This window comes from Thermocrinis ruber (genome assembly GCF_000512735.1).
Classification (GTDB): Bacteria; Aquificota; Aquificia; order Aquificales; family Aquificaceae; genus Thermocrinis; species Thermocrinis ruber.
This window is the reverse complement of record NZ_CP007028.1, coordinates 632,887-651,978: the sequence shown is the minus strand read 5'-3', so window position 1 is coordinate 651,978 and position 19,092 is coordinate 632,887. Positions and strand designations below refer to the sequence as shown.

22 protein-coding genes and 1 CRISPR repeat array (1 of these 23 only partly in view) are annotated in these 19,092 nt (G+C 45.3%); of the genes, 10 read left to right on the top strand and 12 right to left on the bottom strand.

The window, feature by feature from the left end; genetic code table 11:
- Positions 1–114: direct repeats of the CRISPR family, unit length 29 nt; unit sequence GTTCCTAATGTACCGTGTGGAGTTGAAAG; it reaches 586 nt to the left of the window's first position.
- Between the two features lie 43 nt (positions 115–157).
- Positions 158–493 (top strand): hypothetical protein, encoded by a 336-nt coding sequence (locus tag THERU_RS03545; protein WP_038532073.1) that lies wholly within the window; start codon positions 158–160, stop codon positions 491–493.
- A gap of 2 nt (positions 494–495) precedes the next feature.
- Here the strand turns inward: THERU_RS03545 and THERU_RS03540 are convergent, their stop codons facing one another.
- Genes THERU_RS03540 through THERU_RS03520 form a run of 5 tightly spaced genes read right to left on the bottom strand, consistent with a single transcriptional unit; the run spans position 496 to position 2,793 of the window.
- A complete protein-coding gene (locus tag THERU_RS03540; protein WP_025305901.1) occupies positions 496–990 on the bottom strand; it encodes a metal-binding protein in 495 nt (164 codons plus the stop codon).
- A 3-nt stretch (positions 991–993) separates the two neighbouring features.
- On the bottom strand, positions 994–1,431 hold the full coding sequence (locus THERU_RS03535) for a copper chaperone PCu(A)C (RefSeq protein ID WP_025305900.1): 438 nt from the start codon (positions 1,429–1,431) through the stop codon (positions 994–996).
- Positions 1,432–1,477: 46 nt separating this feature from the next.
- On the bottom strand, positions 1,478–1,867 hold the full coding sequence (locus THERU_RS03530) for a PaaI family thioesterase (RefSeq protein ID WP_025305899.1): 390 nt from the start codon (positions 1,865–1,867) through the stop codon (positions 1,478–1,480).
- Positions 1,839–2,465: a phosphoribosylanthranilate isomerase gene (locus tag THERU_RS03525; RefSeq protein WP_038532070.1), complete on the bottom strand. Its 627-nt coding sequence runs from the start codon at positions 2,463–2,465 to the stop codon at positions 1,839–1,841. Before THERU_RS03525 ends, THERU_RS03530 begins: the two co-directional genes overlap by 29 nt.
- Positions 2,449–2,793 carry a PIN domain-containing protein gene (locus THERU_RS03520; RefSeq protein ID WP_025305897.1) on the bottom strand — a complete coding sequence of 115 codons (345 nt, stop codon included), beginning with the start codon at positions 2,791–2,793 and terminating at the stop codon, positions 2,449–2,451. The genes THERU_RS03525 and THERU_RS03520 overlap by 17 nt, the downstream gene beginning before the upstream one ends.
- 32 nt (positions 2,794–2,825) lie before the next feature.
- Here THERU_RS03520 and atpD point away from each other — a divergent pair, with 32 nt between their 5' ends.
- Both atpD and rph read left to right on the top strand, forming a co-directional pair.
- Positions 2,826–4,247 carry a F0F1 ATP synthase subunit beta gene (gene atpD / locus THERU_RS03515; RefSeq protein WP_084326247.1) on the top strand — a complete coding sequence of 474 codons (1,422 nt, stop codon included), beginning with the start codon at positions 2,826–2,828 and terminating at the stop codon, positions 4,245–4,247.
- Positions 4,244–5,008 carry a ribonuclease PH gene (gene rph / locus THERU_RS03510; RefSeq protein ID WP_025305895.1) on the top strand — a complete coding sequence of 255 codons (765 nt, stop codon included), beginning with the start codon at positions 4,244–4,246 and terminating at the stop codon, positions 5,006–5,008. The genes atpD and rph overlap by 4 nt, the downstream gene beginning before the upstream one ends.
- Here rph and THERU_RS03505 read toward each other — a convergent pair.
- The gene (locus THERU_RS03505) at positions 4,995–7,442 is read right to left on the bottom strand and encodes a CBS domain-containing protein (protein ID WP_025305894.1); all 2,448 of its coding nucleotides are present in this window, start codon (positions 7,440–7,442) and stop codon (positions 4,995–4,997) included. The genes rph and THERU_RS03505 overlap by 14 nt on opposite strands.
- Positions 7,443–7,465: 23 nt before the next feature.
- On the opposite strand from THERU_RS03505, the gene THERU_RS08545 reads away from it, so the two are divergent.
- From THERU_RS08545 to THERU_RS03485, 4 genes are read left to right on the top strand one after another with little or no spacing between them, the layout of a single operon-like run.
- Positions 7,466–7,732 (top strand): hypothetical protein, encoded by a 267-nt coding sequence (locus THERU_RS08545; protein WP_156916185.1) that lies wholly within the window; start codon positions 7,466–7,468, stop codon positions 7,730–7,732.
- A 58-nt stretch (positions 7,733–7,790) separates the two neighbouring features.
- Entirely contained in the window at positions 7,791–9,122 is a 1,332-nt protein-coding gene (locus tag THERU_RS03495; protein WP_025305892.1) for a hypothetical protein, read from the top strand.
- Positions 9,123–9,134: 12 nt separating this feature from the next.
- Positions 9,135–10,007: a metal ABC transporter solute-binding protein, Zn/Mn family gene (locus THERU_RS03490; RefSeq protein ID WP_025305891.1), complete on the top strand. Its 873-nt coding sequence runs from the start codon at positions 9,135–9,137 to the stop codon at positions 10,005–10,007.
- Positions 10,004–10,747 carry a metal ABC transporter permease gene (locus THERU_RS03485; protein ID WP_025305890.1) on the top strand — a complete coding sequence of 248 codons (744 nt, stop codon included), beginning with the start codon at positions 10,004–10,006 and terminating at the stop codon, positions 10,745–10,747. Before THERU_RS03490 ends, THERU_RS03485 begins: the two co-directional genes overlap by 4 nt.
- An 8-nt stretch (positions 10,748–10,755) precedes the next feature.
- Here the strand turns inward: THERU_RS03485 and THERU_RS03480 are convergent, their stop codons facing one another.
- The 4 genes from THERU_RS03480 to THERU_RS03465 form a co-directional block, all read right to left on the bottom strand.
- The gene (locus tag THERU_RS03480; protein ID WP_025305889.1) at positions 10,756–12,036 is read right to left on the bottom strand and encodes a CobW family GTP-binding protein; all 1,281 of its coding nucleotides are present in this window, start codon (positions 12,034–12,036) and stop codon (positions 10,756–10,758) included.
- Positions 12,036–13,304 (bottom strand): cytochrome D1 domain-containing protein, encoded by a 1,269-nt coding sequence (locus tag THERU_RS03475; protein ID WP_025305888.1) that lies wholly within the window; start codon positions 13,302–13,304, stop codon positions 12,036–12,038. The genes THERU_RS03480 and THERU_RS03475 overlap by 1 nt, the downstream gene beginning before the upstream one ends.
- Before the next feature lie 115 nt (positions 13,305–13,419).
- Complete coding sequence (gene ffh, locus THERU_RS03470) at positions 13,420–14,733, bottom strand: signal recognition particle protein (RefSeq protein WP_025305887.1); 1,314 nt, start codon at positions 14,731–14,733, stop codon at positions 13,420–13,422.
- Positions 14,734–14,779: 46 nt separating this feature from the next.
- Positions 14,780–16,339, bottom strand: a complete 1,560-nt coding sequence (locus THERU_RS03465; protein ID WP_025305886.1) for an IS200/IS605 family accessory protein TnpB-related protein — start codon at positions 16,337–16,339, stop codon at positions 14,780–14,782.
- 64 nt (positions 16,340–16,403) lie between these two features.
- Here THERU_RS03465 and THERU_RS03460 point away from each other — a divergent pair, with 64 nt between their 5' ends.
- The 3 genes from THERU_RS03460 to THERU_RS03450 are packed head-to-tail and all read left to right on the top strand — an operon-like array spanning position 16,404 to position 18,435.
- Positions 16,404–16,814, top strand: coding sequence for an arsenate-mycothiol transferase ArsC (locus tag THERU_RS03460; RefSeq protein WP_025305885.1), 411 nt, complete (start codon positions 16,404–16,406; stop codon positions 16,812–16,814).
- A 33-nt stretch (positions 16,815–16,847) separates the two neighbouring features.
- Complete coding sequence (locus THERU_RS03455) at positions 16,848–17,777, top strand: LysR family transcriptional regulator (RefSeq protein ID WP_025305884.1); 930 nt, start codon at positions 16,848–16,850, stop codon at positions 17,775–17,777.
- Entirely contained in the window at positions 17,755–18,435 is a 681-nt protein-coding gene (locus THERU_RS03450; RefSeq protein ID WP_025305883.1) for an HAD family hydrolase, read from the top strand. The genes THERU_RS03455 and THERU_RS03450 overlap by 23 nt, the downstream gene beginning before the upstream one ends.
- Here THERU_RS03450 and THERU_RS08440 read toward each other — a convergent pair.
- Together THERU_RS08440 and THERU_RS03445 are read right to left on the bottom strand one after the other, a co-directional pair.
- Entirely contained in the window at positions 18,362–18,568 is a 207-nt protein-coding gene (locus THERU_RS08440; RefSeq protein WP_084326241.1) for a Trm112 family protein, read from the bottom strand. The two genes, THERU_RS03450 and THERU_RS08440, sit on opposite strands and share 74 nt — an antisense overlap.
- Positions 18,565–19,047, bottom strand: coding sequence for an OmpH/Skp family outer membrane protein (locus tag THERU_RS03445; protein ID WP_025305882.1), 483 nt, complete (start codon positions 19,045–19,047; stop codon positions 18,565–18,567). The genes THERU_RS08440 and THERU_RS03445 overlap by 4 nt, the downstream gene beginning before the upstream one ends.
- Positions 19,048–19,092: the final 45 nt, after the last annotated feature.

The window sequence follows — 19,092 nt, the reverse complement described above, 5'->3', positions numbered from 1 at the left end:
GGGTCTGGCTGGTGGATGGTGTTCCTAATGTACCGTGTGGAGTTGAAAGATACTCAATCATGGTATGCAAGTGTTCAGGGACTACGTTCCTAATGTACCGTGTGGAGTTAAAAAAGAATTGTCAGAAACTGCTTAATTTTTGTGTTTTATAAACTATATGAAGTTTCTTGTGTTTTTTAGACCAGTTTCTATAAGGCTTTTTGAACCTTACTGCCCAGACAGGCTTGAGCTTCAGTACGATAGAAAGTTTATGCCCATACTCAAAAAGGCACTAAGGCGAGCCTTGGAAAGAAGGCACGAGTTAAGACCTATTAGACCGATGGACTTTTACAGGCTGGAGAGGGGAAAAAGTAAGGATTTCCGTCTTGTGGTTAGTTTTTATCTTGCAAAGCAGATAGAGAACATCCCACCGGAGTTAAAAAGGCACTTTTGGTTTATCCTTCACGAAGAACTGAGCAACACTATAAAGGAAGAGTTCGCTATGATGAGCTGAGGTCAAAAGGGTTTTATTCTCTTCCAAAAGCTCCAAAGCAAGTCAAGGCTTATGTGGGTAAGTTCAGAGGCTATTAGACCTAAGAGGGCGTAAAAGGTCCATTCTTTGTATGCGAGCTCCTCCACAAGAATAAGAGGGTGGAGTTGGGATATTTTTTGGGTGCCCTCCTGCCAATAATAGGAAAGGAAAAAGTAAAGCAGGTAATAAAGGGCTGTGATTATAAGGAAGATGTATAAAAGCCTTGTGAAGGTGCCCAAGATGGGAATGTGAGAAATGCCTCTGTGTTTTGACTTTTTTTGATAGGGGTGCCAGAGGATTTTTAGTGCTTTCCATCTTTTGGAAGGTTTGGAGTGCTTTAGGTCCAAATCGGGGGACAGAAAAAAGGTGCCCAGCACGTAGCCAACGCTAAAGGGCAAATAAAACTCTTTTGGTAAAAAGTAAAGAAAGCCCGGGAGGGCAAGCAGGTTTATAAGTTCGTGAGTCCTCCCAAGAGCCAAGGCTCAATGCCCGTGGTGATGGTGATGCATACCACCCATTCCCTTTTTGATGGGCGCTTGAACTTTTATCTCTCCTGACTTTTCAAACTTTAGGGTAATTTCCACCGTTTGACCTTCCTTGAGGGGCTCCTTGAGTTCTATGAGCATTACATGGAGACCTCCGGGCTTTAGTTCAACGGTCTTTCCTGCGGGAACTTCTATGGCTTTTACTCGGCGCATTTTGCCCTCCACCGTCTCGTGAAGCTCGGTGATCTTGGAAACATTGCTGGACGCATCCACCAGCCTGTCTGCTTCTGTCCCCTTGTTTTCAATCTTCATGTATGCGGCGGTGGCTTTTGCGTTGGGTGGGACAAGCCTGACCCATGGATCCTTCACCTCAATCTTCGGTTGGGCTAAGGCTAAGGCAACCGCACTTAAGCCAAAGAGCACTGCCCTGACCATGAGATCACCTCCTTGAGTTGGATTTGTATTAAATCTATCACAAAATTCACTCAACATCAAGCACATGTTTATCGGGCACCACGCACAGGAACTCTCCCAAAAAGACCAAATCTTGGTTTCTATAGACCTTTACCTCTACCCACCGCTTTTTGCCCTCTGCCCTTAGAAGCCTGCCCTCTGCCCGGAGGGTGTCTCCTACCACCACGGGTTTTTTAAAATCCACCTTGGCGGATGCTAAAACAACGGTGGGTTCATTGACCGTCAGCATGGCGCAGTAGTCCGCAAGGCTAAAGATAAAACCTCCATGCACCAAGTTTTTCTCATCCGCACGCATGTTTTCCTTTGTCTTTAGCTCCACCACCGCATAACCTTCTCCCACCTCTATGGGAGTCCCACTCAGCTCCTGATCAATCTTTACATGGGTTCTCAACTGCATGGATGAATTCCTCCATCTTTTTGTGGTCCTTTACACCGGGCTCCTTTTCTATGCCCGAGGATACATCCACCGCATAGGGTTTTACTTGTTGCACCGCAAGGGAAACATTCTTCGGGTTCAAACCTCCCGAGAGAAAAACCTTAAAGCCCTCTTCCACCAAAGCTTGGGCTATGCTCCAATCAAAGCTCTTTCCTGTACCACCGTAAGCTTTGTCTGAGTAGGTGTCCAAAAGGATCGCGTAAGCTTGCTTCCACGCTTCTTCCACATGGATTTGGTCTTTTACTCGAAAGGCTTTTATCACCCTCTCCAATCCTACCCTTTTTGCAAACTCAAAATCCTCCTCTCCGTGGAGTTGCACCAAATCTATGCCAAGCTCAAAAGCCTTCTCTATCTCTTCAAAGGTGGGATTGACAAAAACGCCCACTCTTTTCACTCCTTGGGCTAACTCCAAAAGCCCTACCAACCTTTCCCAACCTACAAACCTTGGGCTCTTTGGATAGAGTATAAAACCCACGTAATCTACCTTTAACTCCAAAGCCTTTTTTATATCCTCCTCCCTTTTGATCCCGCAGAATTTTACCTTAACCGACCGTTCCATCAACATCCGCTCTCCTGTATTGCACCTCTCTAAGGGCAGACAAAAGCTCAGCACCCTCCAAATAAAGCTTAAGGGCTTCCTTCCACACCTCTTCCTCCTCTACCTTAAAAAGAGGGTCCTCTAAGAGAGTTTTCAGCACCTTTGCCACCCTTTCCCTGCTCAGCCCATAGACAAACTCAAGAAGATAAGCCAATTCCAAAAGGGTATAGTTGGACACATAGACCTTTTCTTTTCTCTTCTCTATCTTTCTTAACTCCTGTTCTATCTTATGCCCTTCCTCTTTGCCTTCCAAAAGCTTGAGGATGGAGGAAACTTCTATGGCTTTCACGATTTCAATTATATGTTAAAATAGTGGCTATTATGAAGGGGAGAATTGTTCAGGTCATAGGTGCAGTTGTGGACGTAGAGTTTCCTGATAAGAATTTGCCACCAGTTAGGCATGGTCTAAAGACCATAAGGCGTTTTATTGATGATAGGGGTAATTGGACACAGGAGGAGCTATACTTTGAGGTAGCCCAGCACATAGGAGAGAATAGGGTAAGAACCATAGCCATGGGTCCCACCGACGGTTTGGTGAGGGGGCAAGAGGTGGAATACTTGGGCGGTCCTATAAAGGTGCCAGTGGGAAGGGCAACCTTGGGTAGGATCTTCAATGTGGTGGGACAGCCCATAGACGAAGCAGGACCTGTAAATGCGGAAGAGTATTGGCCTATGTTCAGAGAGCCTCCACCCTTGGAAGAGCAATCCACAAAGGTGGAGATTTTGGAAACGGGTATAAAGGTAATAGACCTTCTGGAGCCCTATGTGAAGGGTGGTAAGGTTGGTCTCTTTGGTGGTGCAGGAGTTGGTAAGACGGTTCTTATGCAAGAGTTGATCCACAACATAGCTAAGTTCCACAAAGGCTTTTCGGTGGTAATAGGCGTGGGCGAAAGGACAAGGGAAGGAAACGACCTTTGGCACGAAATGAAGGAATCGGGAGTTCTTCCATACACGGTTATGGTCTATGGTCAGATGAACGAGCCTCCGGGTGTTAGGTTCCGGGTGGCACAGACGGGCATAACCATGGCAGAATACTTCAGGGATGTGGAAGGACAGGACGTTCTTGTTTTCATAGACAACATCTTCAGGTTTGTGCAGGCTGGTTCTGAGGTTTCCACACTGCTCGGAAGGCTTCCTTCTGCAGTTGGATATCAGCCCACCCTCAACACGGACGTAGGAGAGGTTCAAGAGAGGATCACCTCCACCAAGAAGGGTTCCTTGACATCCATTCAAGCGGTATACGTGCCCGCAGACGACATCACAGACCCTGCACCTTACTCGGTTTTTGCCCACCTTGATGCCACCACAGTGCTTGCAAGAAGGCTCGCAGAGCTTGGTATATATCCAGCAGTGGACCCGCTTGAATCTACCTCCAAGTATTTGGCACCGGAGTTTGTGGGAACAGAGCACTACGAGACCGCCATGGAGGTAAAGAGGATCCTCCAAAGGTACAAAGAACTTCAAGAGATCATCGCCATCCTTGGAATGGAAGAGCTTTCCGAAGAGGACAAGGCAATAGTCAACAGGGCAAGAAGGATCCAGAGGTTCTTGGCTCAACCCTTCCACGTGGCGGAACAATTCACCGGTATGCCCGGAAAGTACGTCAGGCTTGTGGATAACATAAGGAGCTTTAAGGAAATATTGACGGGCAAGTATGACCACCTGCCAGAGCAAGCCTTTTACATGGTGGGCACCATAGAGGAGGTGATTGAAAAAGCCAAGGCTATGGGAGCCAAGGTTTGAGGAAGGACGGCAGAAAGCCCAACGAACTCAGACCTATAAAGATTGAAAGGGATTACCTAAAATACGCAGAAGGTTCTGTTCTGGTAGAGTTTGGCAATACAAAAGTGATATGCGCAGTCTCGGTTCAAGATGGCGTTCCACCCTTTTTAAAGGGAAAGGGTCAGGGTTGGATCACTGCCGAATACTCCATGCTACCAAGGGCGGGGCAGACAAGAAACATAAGGGAATCCGTTGCGGGTAGGATTGGCGGTAGAACCCACGAAATTCAACGGATGATAGGTAGGGCTATGCGCACTGCCTTGGATCTTACTAAGGTTGGCGAGAGGACCTTTTGGGTGGATTGCGATGTTTTGCAAGCGGACGGTGGCACCCGCACCGCATCCATAACTGGTGCTTTTGTAGCCCTGGCGGACGCGGTCATAAAGCTATACAACGAAGGCATTTTGAACTCCACTCCCATAAAGGATTTTGTGGCTGCGGTTAGCGTGGGTATAGTGGGGGATGAGGTGCTTTTGGACCTTAACTTTGAAGAGGATTCCTCCGCCAAGGTGGATATGAACGTGGTGGCTACAGGTCAAGGTATGATATCCGAAATTCAAGCTATGGGAGAAGAAAACACCTTTACAAAGGAGCAGTTTGATAAAATGTTCGCCTTGGCTATGGGTGGTATAAAACAGCTTGTGGAACTTCAGCGCAGTTTTTTTGAGATAAAGGGTGGCATTTGGTTTAGAAAAGACATAAAGCAAGCTAGGTTAGAGTAAAGGTTTCGTCCATCAACCTTAGTTTTTCGTTCTCTATTGCCTTTCCGAGCTCTTTTCCTTTCAAACCTGAAAACCTGGAGACATCCACCTTCAGCTTGCTGAGCTTTTCCATGTAAAGGACGATCTTTGGTCTTAGGCTCTCCTCTATCGCCAAAAGCAAATAAAAGGGCTCGCTGAACCCTTTCAGGGTCAAGTAAACCTCCGAGGGCTTTTTGGCTTGGTGGAGTTTTCTTATCACCTCTTTAGCCTGCTCCTTGTAGGTGCGGTATAGCTCCCTAACCCATGCGGGCGCGCTCATGTCTCTTAAAAACTCCTCTCCCTTTACCTTTTCCAAGAGAATCACCAGGTAAAGCCAGCCGTATTCCAGTTTTTTATCCGGAAACTCAATTTTGTGCCAAGAGACCACCTCCTTTAACTTTTCCAGCTTTAGTTCTAAATCTTGGCTCCACTGAAAGCCATCTATTAGCTCCTCCAAAACCTTGTACTGCCTGTAAAGCTTAAGTATGTCAAGGAGTTTTTCCTCTCGGAAGGCTAAGGTTAGCTCCTTTAGAAGTCTGCCTCTTGATGCCTGCTTTAAAAGATGCATAGAGAGGGCGTTTAGCATTGCCTTTTCTGTGCTTTTGGAAAGCTTAAAGTCAAACCTGCCTGCAAAGCGTAGGGCTCTGAGGATTCTGACGGGGTCCTCTACAAAGCTGAGGGGATGGAGTATTCTTATAAGCTTGTCCTTTAGATCCCTGAGTCCTCCAAAGTAGTCTATGAGGGTTCCAAAGTCCTCCTCCATCACCGATATTGCCATGGCGTTGATGGTAAAGTCCCTTCTAAAAAGGTCTTCCTTTAAAGAGGCGGGCTCTACCACTGGGTAGGCACCGGGATGAGGGTAGGTTTCCCTGCGGGTGGTGGCAAACTCAATCTTAAAGTCTCCCACCTTTAAATGTGCGGTGCCAAACTCTGGAAAGGGATGGACATTCACGCGGTAATGTTGGGCAAACCTCTCCGCCACCTTTATTCCGTCTCCTTCCACCACAAAGTCCAAATCCCAAATGCGCCTTCCCATAAGTATGTCCCTTACCACACCACCCACCAAGTAGCCCTTAAAACCAAGCTCCTGACAGATTTTTCCCACAACCCTTGCCAACTCCTCCACCTCTTTTGGAAGTTGCACCTTACGGTGGGAGGGCTTTAAGGGCTCCGTCTGCTTTATCAGGGTTTGCATAAGGTCCAAGCGTGTGATCACACCCACAAGCTTTTGGTCTTCCACCACGGGTATTAGCTTTTCTCCGTAGGTGGATAAAATAGCCTCCGCATCCCAAACAAAATCCTCCGGGCTCAGGGTGTGAAACTGCGTCTGCATAAAGTCCTTCACCTGCTTTGAAGGAAAAAGCTTGGCAACCTTTAAAAGGACTTTTTTATAAACCACACCCACAAGCCTTCCCTCTTGGTCCAAAACGGGCGCACCAGCAAAGTTTCTCTCCGCAAGGGAAATCAGAGCTTCCTCCACGGTCATATCTTCCCTCAGGGCAAAGGGTGGATAGTTCATCACATCCCTAACCCTTATGGCTGGATTTTCTCCCTTAAGGAGTTGCACCAATAGGGTTTTTAGCCTTTCTGCGGACACGTTTTCTAACTTTACCGCACTGGCAAAGCTGTGCCCTCCACCACCAAAGGCTTCCAAAATTTTTGAAGTGTCAAAGCGACCCTTTAGTCCTCTGCCAAAGAGGTAGGTTTTACTGCCAACGGAAACAATCACGAAAAAAGCATCCGCATCTTTTACATCCTCCAAGCGATAAGCCACCTGCAAAAAGTCCGGGTTGTATTCCTCCGACCTTAGCACAAAGACCACCACCTTTGAGCCATCAATAAACAGCTTTTCAAGGGCAACCAAGCTTTTAGACAAAAAGTCTATCTCCTCCTTACTCAGGCTCTCCCTGAGAAATTCCCTTATAGTTCTTAGATTTGCACCCTTCTTTAAAAGCCAAGCTAATGCAAGGGCATCCCGTTCAGTGGTTCCCTCGTAAGTTAAACTCCCAGTGTCTTCGTAGATGCCCAAAGCCAAAAGGGTTGCATCCTCCGGAGATATATCTACGTTTAGCCTTTGGAGTTCTTCCACCACCAAGGTGGTTGCACTGCCCACCTCATCCACCTTTCCCTTGAACCCTTTGGGTGCCTTTGGATGATGGTCAAATATGTAAATTTCCTTCACTCCCGGAAGCTTGTATTCCTCCACATGGTGGGCATCCACCAAAACCAGGTCAAACTCCTGCGGAAGTTCTTCCAAAATTCTGAACCTTTCTTTAAACCTTTTGAAAACCTCGCTTGCCCTTCTTGAAAGTAAAGAGGGCTTTAGAAGGTATGCGTCCTGATAAAGAAGGAGCACGCCGTAGGCACAGGAGAGGGCGTCCAAGTCCGCCCCTTCTTCTAAGATAATGACTTTCACTGTGTTATAATTATACTCAGGTTATGAGAAAGTTAGCTACCCTTCTGCTTTCCTTTCTTCTGGTCTTTGTGGATTTTAAGACCGCAGAGCACCATCACGAAGACCACCAATTCCACCAAGACTGTGAGCTCTGTATAATCCAGCATCAACCCCAGCACAAGGAGGATGTAAAACTTCAACCAAGGCTTGAAAATCCTGTCCTTTTTGTAGAGAAAGAAAAAACCCAAGAGACCGCACCAAAGCTTGAAATTCCATATAACCATCCCATTCGGGCACCTCCTGTGGGCTAAGGCTTTTCAAAAAATCCCTTAAACCCAAAAAACCAAAAAACCACAGGAGGTGAAAGCCATGAAAAAAGCTGTGCTTTTACTATCCATCTTTAGCTTTACCTTTGCCCAAGAAGTTAAAAAAGAACAAGAGTCAGCACCCGCCGACAGAGGCTTACAGCTAAGGAGCAAATACGACGAGAGGCTAAAAGCCCTTCAGATTACTCCTGCCGGTCAGAGGAGCCTTCTCAACCTTTCTTTGATCGTGGATACCTCTTTTGTGGCAAGGAACAAAAACGACCAAGAATTCAAGCACTTAGAGATCCCAGGGCTATATCATAGGCACGAAGGCAACGGACACGGACACGGAGCCCTAAACGAAAAGAGAGGTTTTAACCTCAACTACGCAGAGCTTTATCTGTATGCCCCCGTAGACCCATACTTTGACCTGTATGCAACCATTCCCTTCTCCGAAGATGGTGCAGAGGTAGAGGAAGCCTACGCAGTTACCAGAGGACTCCCCTTTGGCTTTCAGTTCAAGGTTGGAAAGTTCAGAAGTTCCTTTGGAAGGCTAAACGCCCAACACCCCCACGCTTGGGACTTTGCCAACCAACCCCTCGTTTATAAAGTCTTCTTGGGAGATGACGGACTAGTAGAAAAAGGAGTTCAGTTAAACTGGCTGGCACCCACACCCTTCTATTTACTCTTTGGCGTGGAAGTCTTGCAAGGAGAAAACGAGCAGAGCTTTGGAACGGAAGGGTTTAGATTGGTTGATAACATCAACACACCTACAACCTCTATAACCATAGGCGACACCAAAAAGCCAAACCTCTATTTGGGCTTTGTAAAGACCTCCTTTGATGTGGGTAATCTCTCTTTCCTGACTGGGCTTTCTTTTGCAACAGGGCACAGCAGAGTTAACCACCTTGATGCAGAACATCCTCACGCCTTTGCAGGAAAGACCAAGCTTTACGGCTTTGACCTCACCGCCAAGTACATGATAGACTCTTACAGGTATATCTCCTTCCAAGGAGAGTATCTCTACAGGGACCAAAAGGGAACCAAGTACGAATATGACAGTGCGGGAGACTTAGAAACAGAAAAGCTCAAAAAGAAGCAAGGAGGTTTTTATACCCAATTGGTCTTCAAGTTTGACAGAAGGTGGAGGGCTGGCATTCAATACAACCTTATAAACAAGAACGATGTTAAGAAAAACGGGGTAAATCTCAATTTACCAAACAACCTCCCTGCCTACTACGCCATGCTGGAATACAACCCCACCGAGTTCTCCCGCATAAGGTTCCAAGTGGGACAAAACAGGGCATTCTTCCATGATGGAAAGCGCAAAACCGTCAATGAATTCATCCTGCAGTTCAACTTTGCCATAGGTGCCCACGGTGCCCATCCATTCTAAAGAGGTAAAGCCATGAGGGTTTTGGTTCTTTTCCTGCTTTTTCTTACCGTCAGCTTTGCCAAGCTAAAGGTGGTTGCCACTTACCCTTGGATCGGAGAGCTGGTGAAGGAAGTTGGCAAAGACCGGGTGAGCCTTTATGTGATCGCCAGAGGAACCGATGACCCCCACTTTGTGGTGCCAAAGCCCTCCCACATAGCCAAAATGAGAGATGCAGACCTTCTTATAGTTCAAGGGGCAAGCCTTGAGGTGGGCTTTTTGCCCCCTCTTTTACAACAATCCAACAACCCCAAAATCCAACCCGGAAGGCAGGGCTACTTGGACCTCTCCCAGTTTGTGGAACTCATAGAAAAGCCAGCAAATATCTCAAGGGCTATGGGGGATGTCCATCCGGAGGGAAACCCCCACTATCAGCTTGACCCTCACAACATTCCCCCATTGGCAAGGGCAATAGCGGAAAGGCTATGCCAGTTGGACAGTCCAAACTGTGCTTATTACAGAGGAAACCTTGAGGACTTTTTAAAGAGATGGAATGCAAAGCTAACAGAGTGGGACAGAGAGTTTGCAAAGCTCAAAGGCATAAAGGTTATCCAATACCACAAACTCTACGACTATCTCCTGAGAAGATATGGCATGGTGTTGGTGGGCACTTTGGAGCCCCTCCCGGGCATTCCTCCCACTGGAAAGCACATAGAGGGTCTTATCTCCCAAGCCCAAGGAGTAAAGTTTATACTTCAGGATGTATATCACGAAAAAAGGACTGCCCAATTTGTAGCCCAAAGGCTAAACGCCAAGGTGGTTATTTTGCCCCACGAGGTGGGTGCGGTGCCAGAAGCCAAAGACCTTTTCTCTCTGTTTGACGAGATTCTAAGAAGGCTCAGCCAATGATGGATGTTTTGCTCAACGCCCTGCTGCTCTCCTTTGTGCTTTTGGGCATCCATGCATACTTTGGAATGGAGGTGGTAAGAAGAGGGATCATCTTCACAGACATTGCCATAGCCCAAGCGTCTGCGGTGGGGCTCGCCCTCTCCCTCTTTCTCTTTGATAGACCTTCTTACCTTCTTTCCCTTTTATGCTCTTTGCTCGCCGGTGTGCTTGTTCTACTTTCCCAAAGGTTAAGGGATTACGCGGAAGCCTTTATAGGGCTTTTGTATGCCCTTGGCTTTTCTTTGGTGGTTTTGGTGCTTTCTAAGTCTCTTCATGGCATGGAGGAGTTTTTAAAGCTAAGTGCTAAGGATATTCTCTTTGTGCCAAGGGAGGAGGTTATAAAAACGGGCATCCTTTACGCGGTTTTTGGACTTTTTCTTTACCTGAGGAAGAAGTTTTTAAAGGGTTTTTGGTCTGAGTTGGCGTTCTTTGTACTTTTTTCTTTGACTATAACCAGTTCTGTTAGCTTGGTGGGTGTTTTGATTGTTTTTTCAATCCTTGTGGCACCAGCCTTGGTTTCTTTGCTTTTAAGAAAGGGACTTTTGTTTGCGTGGGTTTATGGGGCTGTTATAAACACTGCGGGCATAGTTTTGTCCTTTTATTTAGACCTTCCCACGGGCTTCAGTTTGGTCTTTTTGCAAGCCCTCTTTGGGATTTTGATGTTCATTTCTGTCCTGTTTTTGAAAGGGTTCAGAGGCTAATTACAAGCTCAAACGACGAAACTTTTGGAAATCAGAGAAAGAAGCACTTCCTCCTTTTCCTTGGTATCCACCCGGAGGGAAAGGTGAGCCTTGGGTAAAAGGTAATGCTTGCTGAGATGATAAACCAGCTTGTCCGGTGGGAGATGTTCTAAAAGATAGCTAACCACACCGCTCGGAACCTTCCAGAGAACAAGCCTTTTAAAGTGAGAATTCTTTAAATCCTCGCAGAACTTTTTTATGTCTGAAAATCCCTTAAAGCTCAATGCCTCTCCCGAAACAAAGAGGAAATCCTCCTCTTCCAACTCTTCCAAAAGCCTCTCCGCAGTTTCAAGCTCACCCGCCAAATTACCCTTTATGTACCCTACGCCTTCCCTTGCGTCAAAATCGCAGAGGGGAAAACACTGTTTTTCGTGTATGTAGCTGAGCCTTTGAGGCTTTGGAAATGCTTCAAAGAGTTTATGGTCTATCTTGTCTCCTATGAACACCAAAAAGGGCTCCTCTTCCACCTCAAGCCTTTCCCAAATTAGGTTTCCAAAGCTGTAGTTGAGAGACAGTGGAAGGGGGCTTTCCAAACAGTGAATTATACCCTTTGCCCTGTATATATTTCTGGGAAGCTTTCTGAAAAACTCCTCCACCTCCAACTTTGAGTAAAAGCCCTTCAGCCTTAGGGTATAAGACTCAAAGCTTTGGTGCTTTCCACCACTTCTTGGCTTTTCTTGAACCTGCCCAAATAGGCTCTCTATGTCCTCCTCCACATAGCCTTCCTTTGCCAAAAAGGTGGGCTTTTGCCACTCAAGAAAGGGCTTTAGCTTTCTTAAAACTTCTCTCTCCGGTAGCAGGTCTGCCTTGGTAAGAACAAAGCAGTGGGATGCATCCATTTGGGCTTGCAGAAGGGGGTGCTTCAAAAGTCCTTCCTCTATATCCAGGGCAAAGACGCCCATTATTAACTCTACACTAAAGCCTGAAGACTCCAAGCTGTAGTAGATGGGGGATGGGTCCGAAACGCCCGAGGTCTCCACCACCAAAAATTCAACGCCCTGCCTTTTTATGCTGGCAAGGGTGTTTAAAAACTCTCCACCCAACTCACAGCAAAAGCAGTTTCCCTCTATACCATAGACCTCCAAACCCTCTTGGTATAGCCTGATCTTATCGTAGTTGACCTCTCCAAAGTCATTGACTACTACGGAAATTTTCCTTCCTTTTAGGCGGGGCAGGAGAGACCTGAGAATAAAGGTGGTCTTCCCACTGCCCAAGAAACCGCTTACAACTACCGCCGGAATTTTTGCCATTATGCCAAGTATGGATTTACAACCCTTTCAAAGACGCCGTAAAAGTGTCTTACCACCTGTCCCTGTGCCTGTCCGCCCTCTGCGGTCTGTATTCTTTTGATAATCTCAAACTTCTTTCCATCTATCACAAAGACCGAATCTGCCACCCTGTTGGTGACGTAAAACTTGCTACCATCCTCCATAAAGACCACATGTCCCATGTGCCGTCCAACTCCCGTGTCTATAACCTTGATGGTCTCAAAGTTCTTCAGGCTCACGATCTCAATCTTAGTGTCTCCGTATTGAGTTATTACCGCATACTCTCCGTTGGGAGAAACGTAAGCGTGTCCTACGCCTTTGACCGCAGATTTTATAGCTTTTACCAGCTTTCCGTCGTTGGTATATACCCTAACGGTGGTTCCTTCAAAGGGGGAAGCTCCTCTGTTGCAAACCATAAAGTATTTTCCGTCGTTGGTAAAGTTTCCATGGTGCCCTTCTATGCGTGCAGTGTTGGAGATTTCGTTGGTGTCAAGTTCCACCTCAAGAACCATCATCTCCCTGGGCTTTGCGGGGTTGGAGATGTCATAGACGTATACCATTGGTTTGGATGTTTCCTTCTTTGGTTCGTTGAATTCTACCGTCACCCAAAGAGTGTTTTTGTAGCAGTCAAAGTAGTGGGGATTGCCCGCCACATCCACATGGGCTACCACCGAAAAGTCCGAGGTGGATATGATGAAAAACCTGTTGTCTGAATAGCTTCCTACGAAGTAGTATTTTCCATCGGGGCTAAAGGTGCCGTGCATGCTAAAGTCTCCTTTGTGCCCTGTGTTCAAAACGGGCAGTTCTACTGTATTTATAACCTCCAAGTTCCTTGTGGATATAAAGGCTACCCGGTTTTTGCCATCATCAATACCCGAGTGATTTACCGCAACCACTCTCCCATTGGGAGAAACTAGGGGATGCTTTGGTCTGGCACCCGTTTCTATATCCTTTACCTTGCGAAGATTTACCGCATCTATTACGCTCACCGTCCTTTGGTCTGGTGCATTGTTGGCTACAAAGAGATATTTTCCATCTTTCGTTATAGAGCCCAAGGTTCCACCCTTCCCACCGGTGGATATTTTGGCTATCACCTCATCCTTCCTTGGGTCAATAACCACCACAGAACCATCACCCCTTAGGGCAAAAACTGGATTCACCCTCTCCTGAGCAAGGGCAAAACCCTTATAAAAGGTGGCATAAACCACCCCAAAGCCCGCCAACTTGAGAAGCTCCCTTCTCGTTGTCATAGAAACACCTCCTTTTGAAATTTTACCCATAGTTTAGCAAAAAGTTAGAGAAAAAACCATAAAAAGTTTTTTGTGGGTTTATAAGAAGGGATTATGTTAGTTATTTAGTATATTCTTATATCCTAAAAGGTAGCCTTGGAATACCAATTGGACCCTTGGCGTTCTTTAGCTTTTTCATAAGTTTTTTCATTTCTTCATACTCTTTGAGAAGTTTATTCACATCGGAAATGGTGGTTCCACTGCCTTTTGCTATTCTCTGTTTCCTGCTCATGTTTATTATGAGTGGATTTCTCCTCTCTTCCTTAGTCATAGACTGGATTATAGCCTTTTTCTTTTTTATAATTTTTTCGTCTATTTTTAAGTTTTTCAGTTGGGCAGAAAGACCGGGGATCATTCCAAGGAGTTTATCAAGGGGTCCCATTTTTTCCATAAACTCAAGCTGTTTTAAAAGGTCCTCCAAGTCAAAACTGCCCGTTAGAACTTTGGTGGCAAGCACCTGCGCCTCATCCTCCGGTATAGCCTGCTGTGCCTTTTCTATAAGGCTTTGGATATCTCCAAGCCCCATAATCCTTTGAGCTATTCTGTCCGGATAGAAGGGTTCTATGTCCTCTAACTTTTCTCCCACACCCACGAACTTTATGGGTATGCCAAGGGCAGACCTCAAAGAGAAGGCAACACCTCCCCTTGCGTCTCCGTCCATCTTGGTTAGCACCGCACCCGTAAGTCCAATCTTTTCGTGGAAAACCTTGGCAATTCTAAGGGCTTCTTGTCCTTGCATAGCGTCCGCTACGTAAAGCACTTCCGAAGGAGACACTGCAGATTTTATGCTACTGAGCTCTTCCATTAGCTCCTCATCTATATGTAACCTTCCCGCAGTGTCCAAAAGAAGGTAATCCACACCATCTTCCTTTGCCTTTGCCTGAGACCTTTTGGCTATCTCAAGGGCAGAGAGTCCTTCATCAAAGTGATAGTATGGAACTCCTACCTTTTCCGCCAACCTCTGGAGCTGGAGCATGGCAGCGGGACGCCTAACATCGGTGGAGGATACCGCCACCTTAAAGCCCTTGTCTTTTAGATATTTTGCCAGCTTTCCTATAGTGGTTGTCTTTCCCGTTCCCTGAAGACCCACAAAGAGAACGGTCCCCTTTTTTAACTCGGATACCGTCTCTCCTAAAACCTTAACCAACTCCTCATAAACGGTCAAAAGCAGGTGTTCAAAAGGTGAGACCTTCTTGGTAATGTCCTCCTGTAGTGCCTTTTCCCTCACCCTCTTCAGAAAATCCTTTACCACATCGTAATCCGCATCACTTTCCAAAAGGGCAGACCTTATCTCCCTTAAGAAGTCGTTTATTTGCTTTTCCGTTAGCTTTCGGCTGTTTTCTACTTTAGCAAAAGCTTTGCTAAACCTCTCGGTCAAAAGTTCTAACATAATGGTAAAATTATAACCAAGCCTAGAGGCTGTTCTAAAAAATCCCTCATCGGGACGCCCCTCCAACCTCTAGAGGGACTAACCTACTCCTCACCCTATCCCACGCCCCTTCCACCAGTATGGGCTTCAGAGGAGAAAGGTCTCTTGGTAAGACCCTTCCAAGGATAGGGAAGAGGAGGGCTACCTTCAGAACTTGCCAAGCTACAGAAGAGGCTTTATCACCTCTTCCCTGTTCGGGATTCCTTCCATTGGCTCCCTCACAAGAACTTGGTTCGCTCTGAAGGCTTTGTAGGAAATTAGTTAATAGCTTTTTTGCATTCTCTACACTCCTTAGCTCGCTTTCTAAGGCATTCCCCTTGTATTCGTTAGTTTCCTTCTCTATAAGTTCTCTAAGTTCCTTTTCTCTCTCTTCATACCTCTTTAGGGCAAATTCCAAATATGCTTTATCTTTTAGTAGTCTTTCGTAATTCTCAGGCATGTCCTCTTTAAATCCCAGTGCCCTTCTCCCTATCACATAAGCACCAGCTATGTCTTTATCTATGCTTAACTGCGGTGCATACTTTAGCATGCCTATGATTGATGTATGGGCGGGATTGACCTCTACTACTTCCACTCCCTTTAACATCGCAACCCTCTTAATCTTTTGCAAAAGCTTTTTAGCGTTCCATTTGTGAAGTCTTTTTCGTAGCTTAGCTTTCCCATCTCCACGGGTTCCCTTTTTGAGTTTCTTTAGATTTTCCACTGCTATAGCTTTGCCTTTCTCAATAGCCAAATCCACTATCTTGTGGGCTAATATCCACTCCTGATGGTCCTTGGCGTTTTTGGAAAGTCCTAAAAGGTGATGTAGGCTAATAGTCTGATAGCTTAGTAGTTCTCCAGTCTTTGAAACTTCAGCTATGGCTAAGTGGATGGGTGATGCGTTTGTATCTATGGCTATTACTCCATTTTCTTTTGTGTATTTCACTTTAGGTGTTGGGATTTCAAAGGATACATTTCCATAGACTTCTCCATCTCTTAGCTTTAGTTCTACTGTGTAGGCAAAGTAGTTTTTTGTTTGCCAGCTTTCCAAAAGCATAGCCATAAAGGTTATCCACTTGTCTTTACTATTGCTTGGTTCCCTTAACACTTTGGCATAGATGAACTCCCTATTTCCTGTGGTAATTCTTAGATGTAGTTCCCCATCCAGTTCTATAAACCTGAGTAGTAGATTGCCCTTTACTGTTTCATGTCTTGAACCTATGCTGATCAATGTTCCTTGTCTTAGTTCTCTCCACTGCTTTTTAAGTCTTTCTCTCAATTTTCCTGTAAGGTGATTTTTACAAAGCTTTTCAAAAAGTCTTTTGCCTCCAAAGACAACTGATTTGTCTGTGGGATATTGTTTAGCTTTGTATATTGCTGAGTCAATGTATTTGGTAGGTAGGTCAGGGAATAACTGTCTCAGTCTTTGGTAGATTTGAGAATGTGGATTTTTTGTTTTCTCTTTTCCCAGCTCCTTTAGCATATTGTATGCTACTCGGATAGCGGAGGATTGCTTACGCATTAGCTGGATGAGTTTTTCTTTGTCTTCTCTTTTCAGTTCAAGCTTGAATTGAAGGCTAACAAACATCAGGGTTAGATTTTAGAGGAAATACCTTTTTGTGTCAATGGGTTTATATTTTTAGAACAGCCTCATGAAACTGTGTTTTGTATCTACCAGAGGTAATGTAAGGGCTGCAATGGCAAAGTCCATATTTACAAAACTTTCGCGCATTGCCCTTTTGAACATAGAAGTCTATTCTGCGGGTGTGCAGACAGAAAGGGAAGTTCCCCAGGCAGTCCTTGATGTACTCTCTGAAAAAGGCTACCCCACCCAAGACCTTGAACCCCTTGATTGTTCCCTTGTGCCCTACGAAAAGCTAGACATACTCATTACCTTATCTTCCGAGGCAAGGGATCAGTGCCCTTACCATATAAACCACAAAAGAAGGGAACACTGGGTTTTGGAAGAGGTGAAGGACCTAACAGACCTGAGGGCGTTGAGAGATCTTAGAGACAGCATAGAAAAGTCTGTAAAAGAATTCCTCAAAATAAGTTCTACTTAAACTCGTTATAATTTTGTATTATATTTTAATCTGATGATTGATATAACAAAATTGAAGACCTTTGTGGCGGTTGCGGACCTTGGGAGCTTCTCAAAGGCATCCGAGATGCTCTACATCACCCAACCCGCAGTTACCCAACAGATAAAGTCCCTTGAAAAGATGGTGGGTGCCAAGCTCTTTCAGAGGCAGGGTGGGCGTATAGTGCTAACGGAAGAGGGAAAGCGGATTTACGAACTTGCCAAGGCACTGCTAAAGGACTACGAGAACCTGCTAGAGGAAATGGCAAAGATCAAAAAGGATTTCAAAGACAGCCTCTTTGTGGGTATAAGCACCACTCTAAGCGAGTATAAAGTCCCAGAACTTTTGGTGGAGTTCCATTCCCAAATGCCTGGCATTTACATAAGGGCTTTTGTGGAAAACTCCCAACAAATAGAGGAAGGGCTATCTTCTGGCATTCTAAACATTGGAATAATAGAGAGGGAGCCCTCAGAAAAATTCCGTGCCATTCGTTGGTTCTATGACGAGATCATCTTCTTTACCCATCCCTCCCACCCTTTTGCCAAAGAGGGAGAAATAGAACCAGAAGACCTATATTCCACAGAACTTATCTTCAGAGAGGTTAGTTCTGGCACCAGAAAGGTGGTTAAGGAGGAGCTGGAGAGGTTGGGGGTGATCTTTGAGAAATTAAACATAAAGATTGAGATCAACTGCGGAAGGTCCATACTCAGAATGGTGAAATGTGGCTATGGCTGTAGCTTCCTGTCGAAAGGTCTTTTGGAAAAGGACCTGCAGGAGGGCAACATAGTAGAGGTAAAAATAAGAGGTTTTAACGCAAGAAGGTGGTATTACATAGTATTCCCAGATGATAGTAAGATGACCTTCTTAGCAAATAGCTTTGCCAAGTTCTTGCTGTCCAAAACACAGGAGAACATAATAAAGGATGAGGAAAGGGTTAATCTTTGATGTGGATGGTGTGATAATAGACGTTAGCCATTCTTACCATTACGCTATAAAAAATACTGCGGAAAGGTTTTTAAGCAAGTATCTGGACATAGATTTGGTCAGAGAGATAAAGTTCAAAAAGGGCATTAACAACGACTACTTGGCTACCCTGGAAGTCATAAAGACCTTTGGTGGTTCCGCAAGCTTGGAAGAGGTTGTTGAAGTCTTTAACCAAGAGTATGAAAAGCTAAAAGAAATGGAGAGGCTCATTCTCAGCAGGGATTTTTTCAAAAAGTTGAGGGATTTAAAGGTTCCACTTGGAGTTTTAACGGGAAGACCAAGACAGGACCTAAAGGATGCCTTTGATAGGTTTGAGCTTTGGGAGTTTTTTGATGTGGTCGTGGACGATGACACCATAGAACAGCCAAGTCTCAGAAAGCCCAATCCTTACGCTTTGAACTTCTGCATGGAAAGGATGAACCTAGACTATGCAGTTTACGTGGGAGATAGCTTGGCGGACTATCAGATGGTGGAAGGCTTTAAAAGGCAGTACACAAAGAAGGTGGATTACATACACTTTGGTGATCGCGTTCTTCCACCCTCCGTTAAGGTTGTTCGCTCGGAGGAGGAACTTTTCCAAGCTCTGAAAGAGGCTTTGCAGAATCAGGAAGAAGTATAGGAATATCATCCACTACTTGGTAAAAGACTCCACACTTTTCACAGATTAAGACGTAGAAACTCCCCTCCCACTTTAAATCACCCTTACACAGAGGACAAGCCAAAATTTCCAAAAGCTCTTTGCTAATGCTCACTTCCCATCAAGCCTCTTTATAACTTCTGTGGTTATATCTATCTCCGGAGCATTATATACAAAAACCGAACAGTCTAAAACACCGGTAAAGCCATTTTTCTTTGATATATCCTGCGCTATGTCCTTTACTTTCTTCGTGAGTTCATCTTCAAGCTTTGCCTTCATCTCTGCCAACTCCTTCTGTGCCTTTTGCTGAAGCTCAAAGGCTTCTGACTCTATCTTTTGATACTCCCTTATCTTTTCTTCCCTTGCCTTTTGGTTTATAGACTTACTTTCTATTTGCTTTTTCAACTCTTCAAGTTTCTTGGCTTTTTCATCAAGACTCTTTTGGTAAGATTGGACTTTTTCCCTTAGCTCACTTTGAGCCTTTTTGGCAGTCTCCGATTCCTGAAGTATCCTGTTTGCGTCTATGCAGGCAAACTTCTGCTGGGCAAAAGAGAGAGTGCTTAGTATTGCGGACAAGAGAACGAGTCTTTTCATAATAACCTCCTTGTGGAAAATTATAAACCAAAATTATAGGGCTAA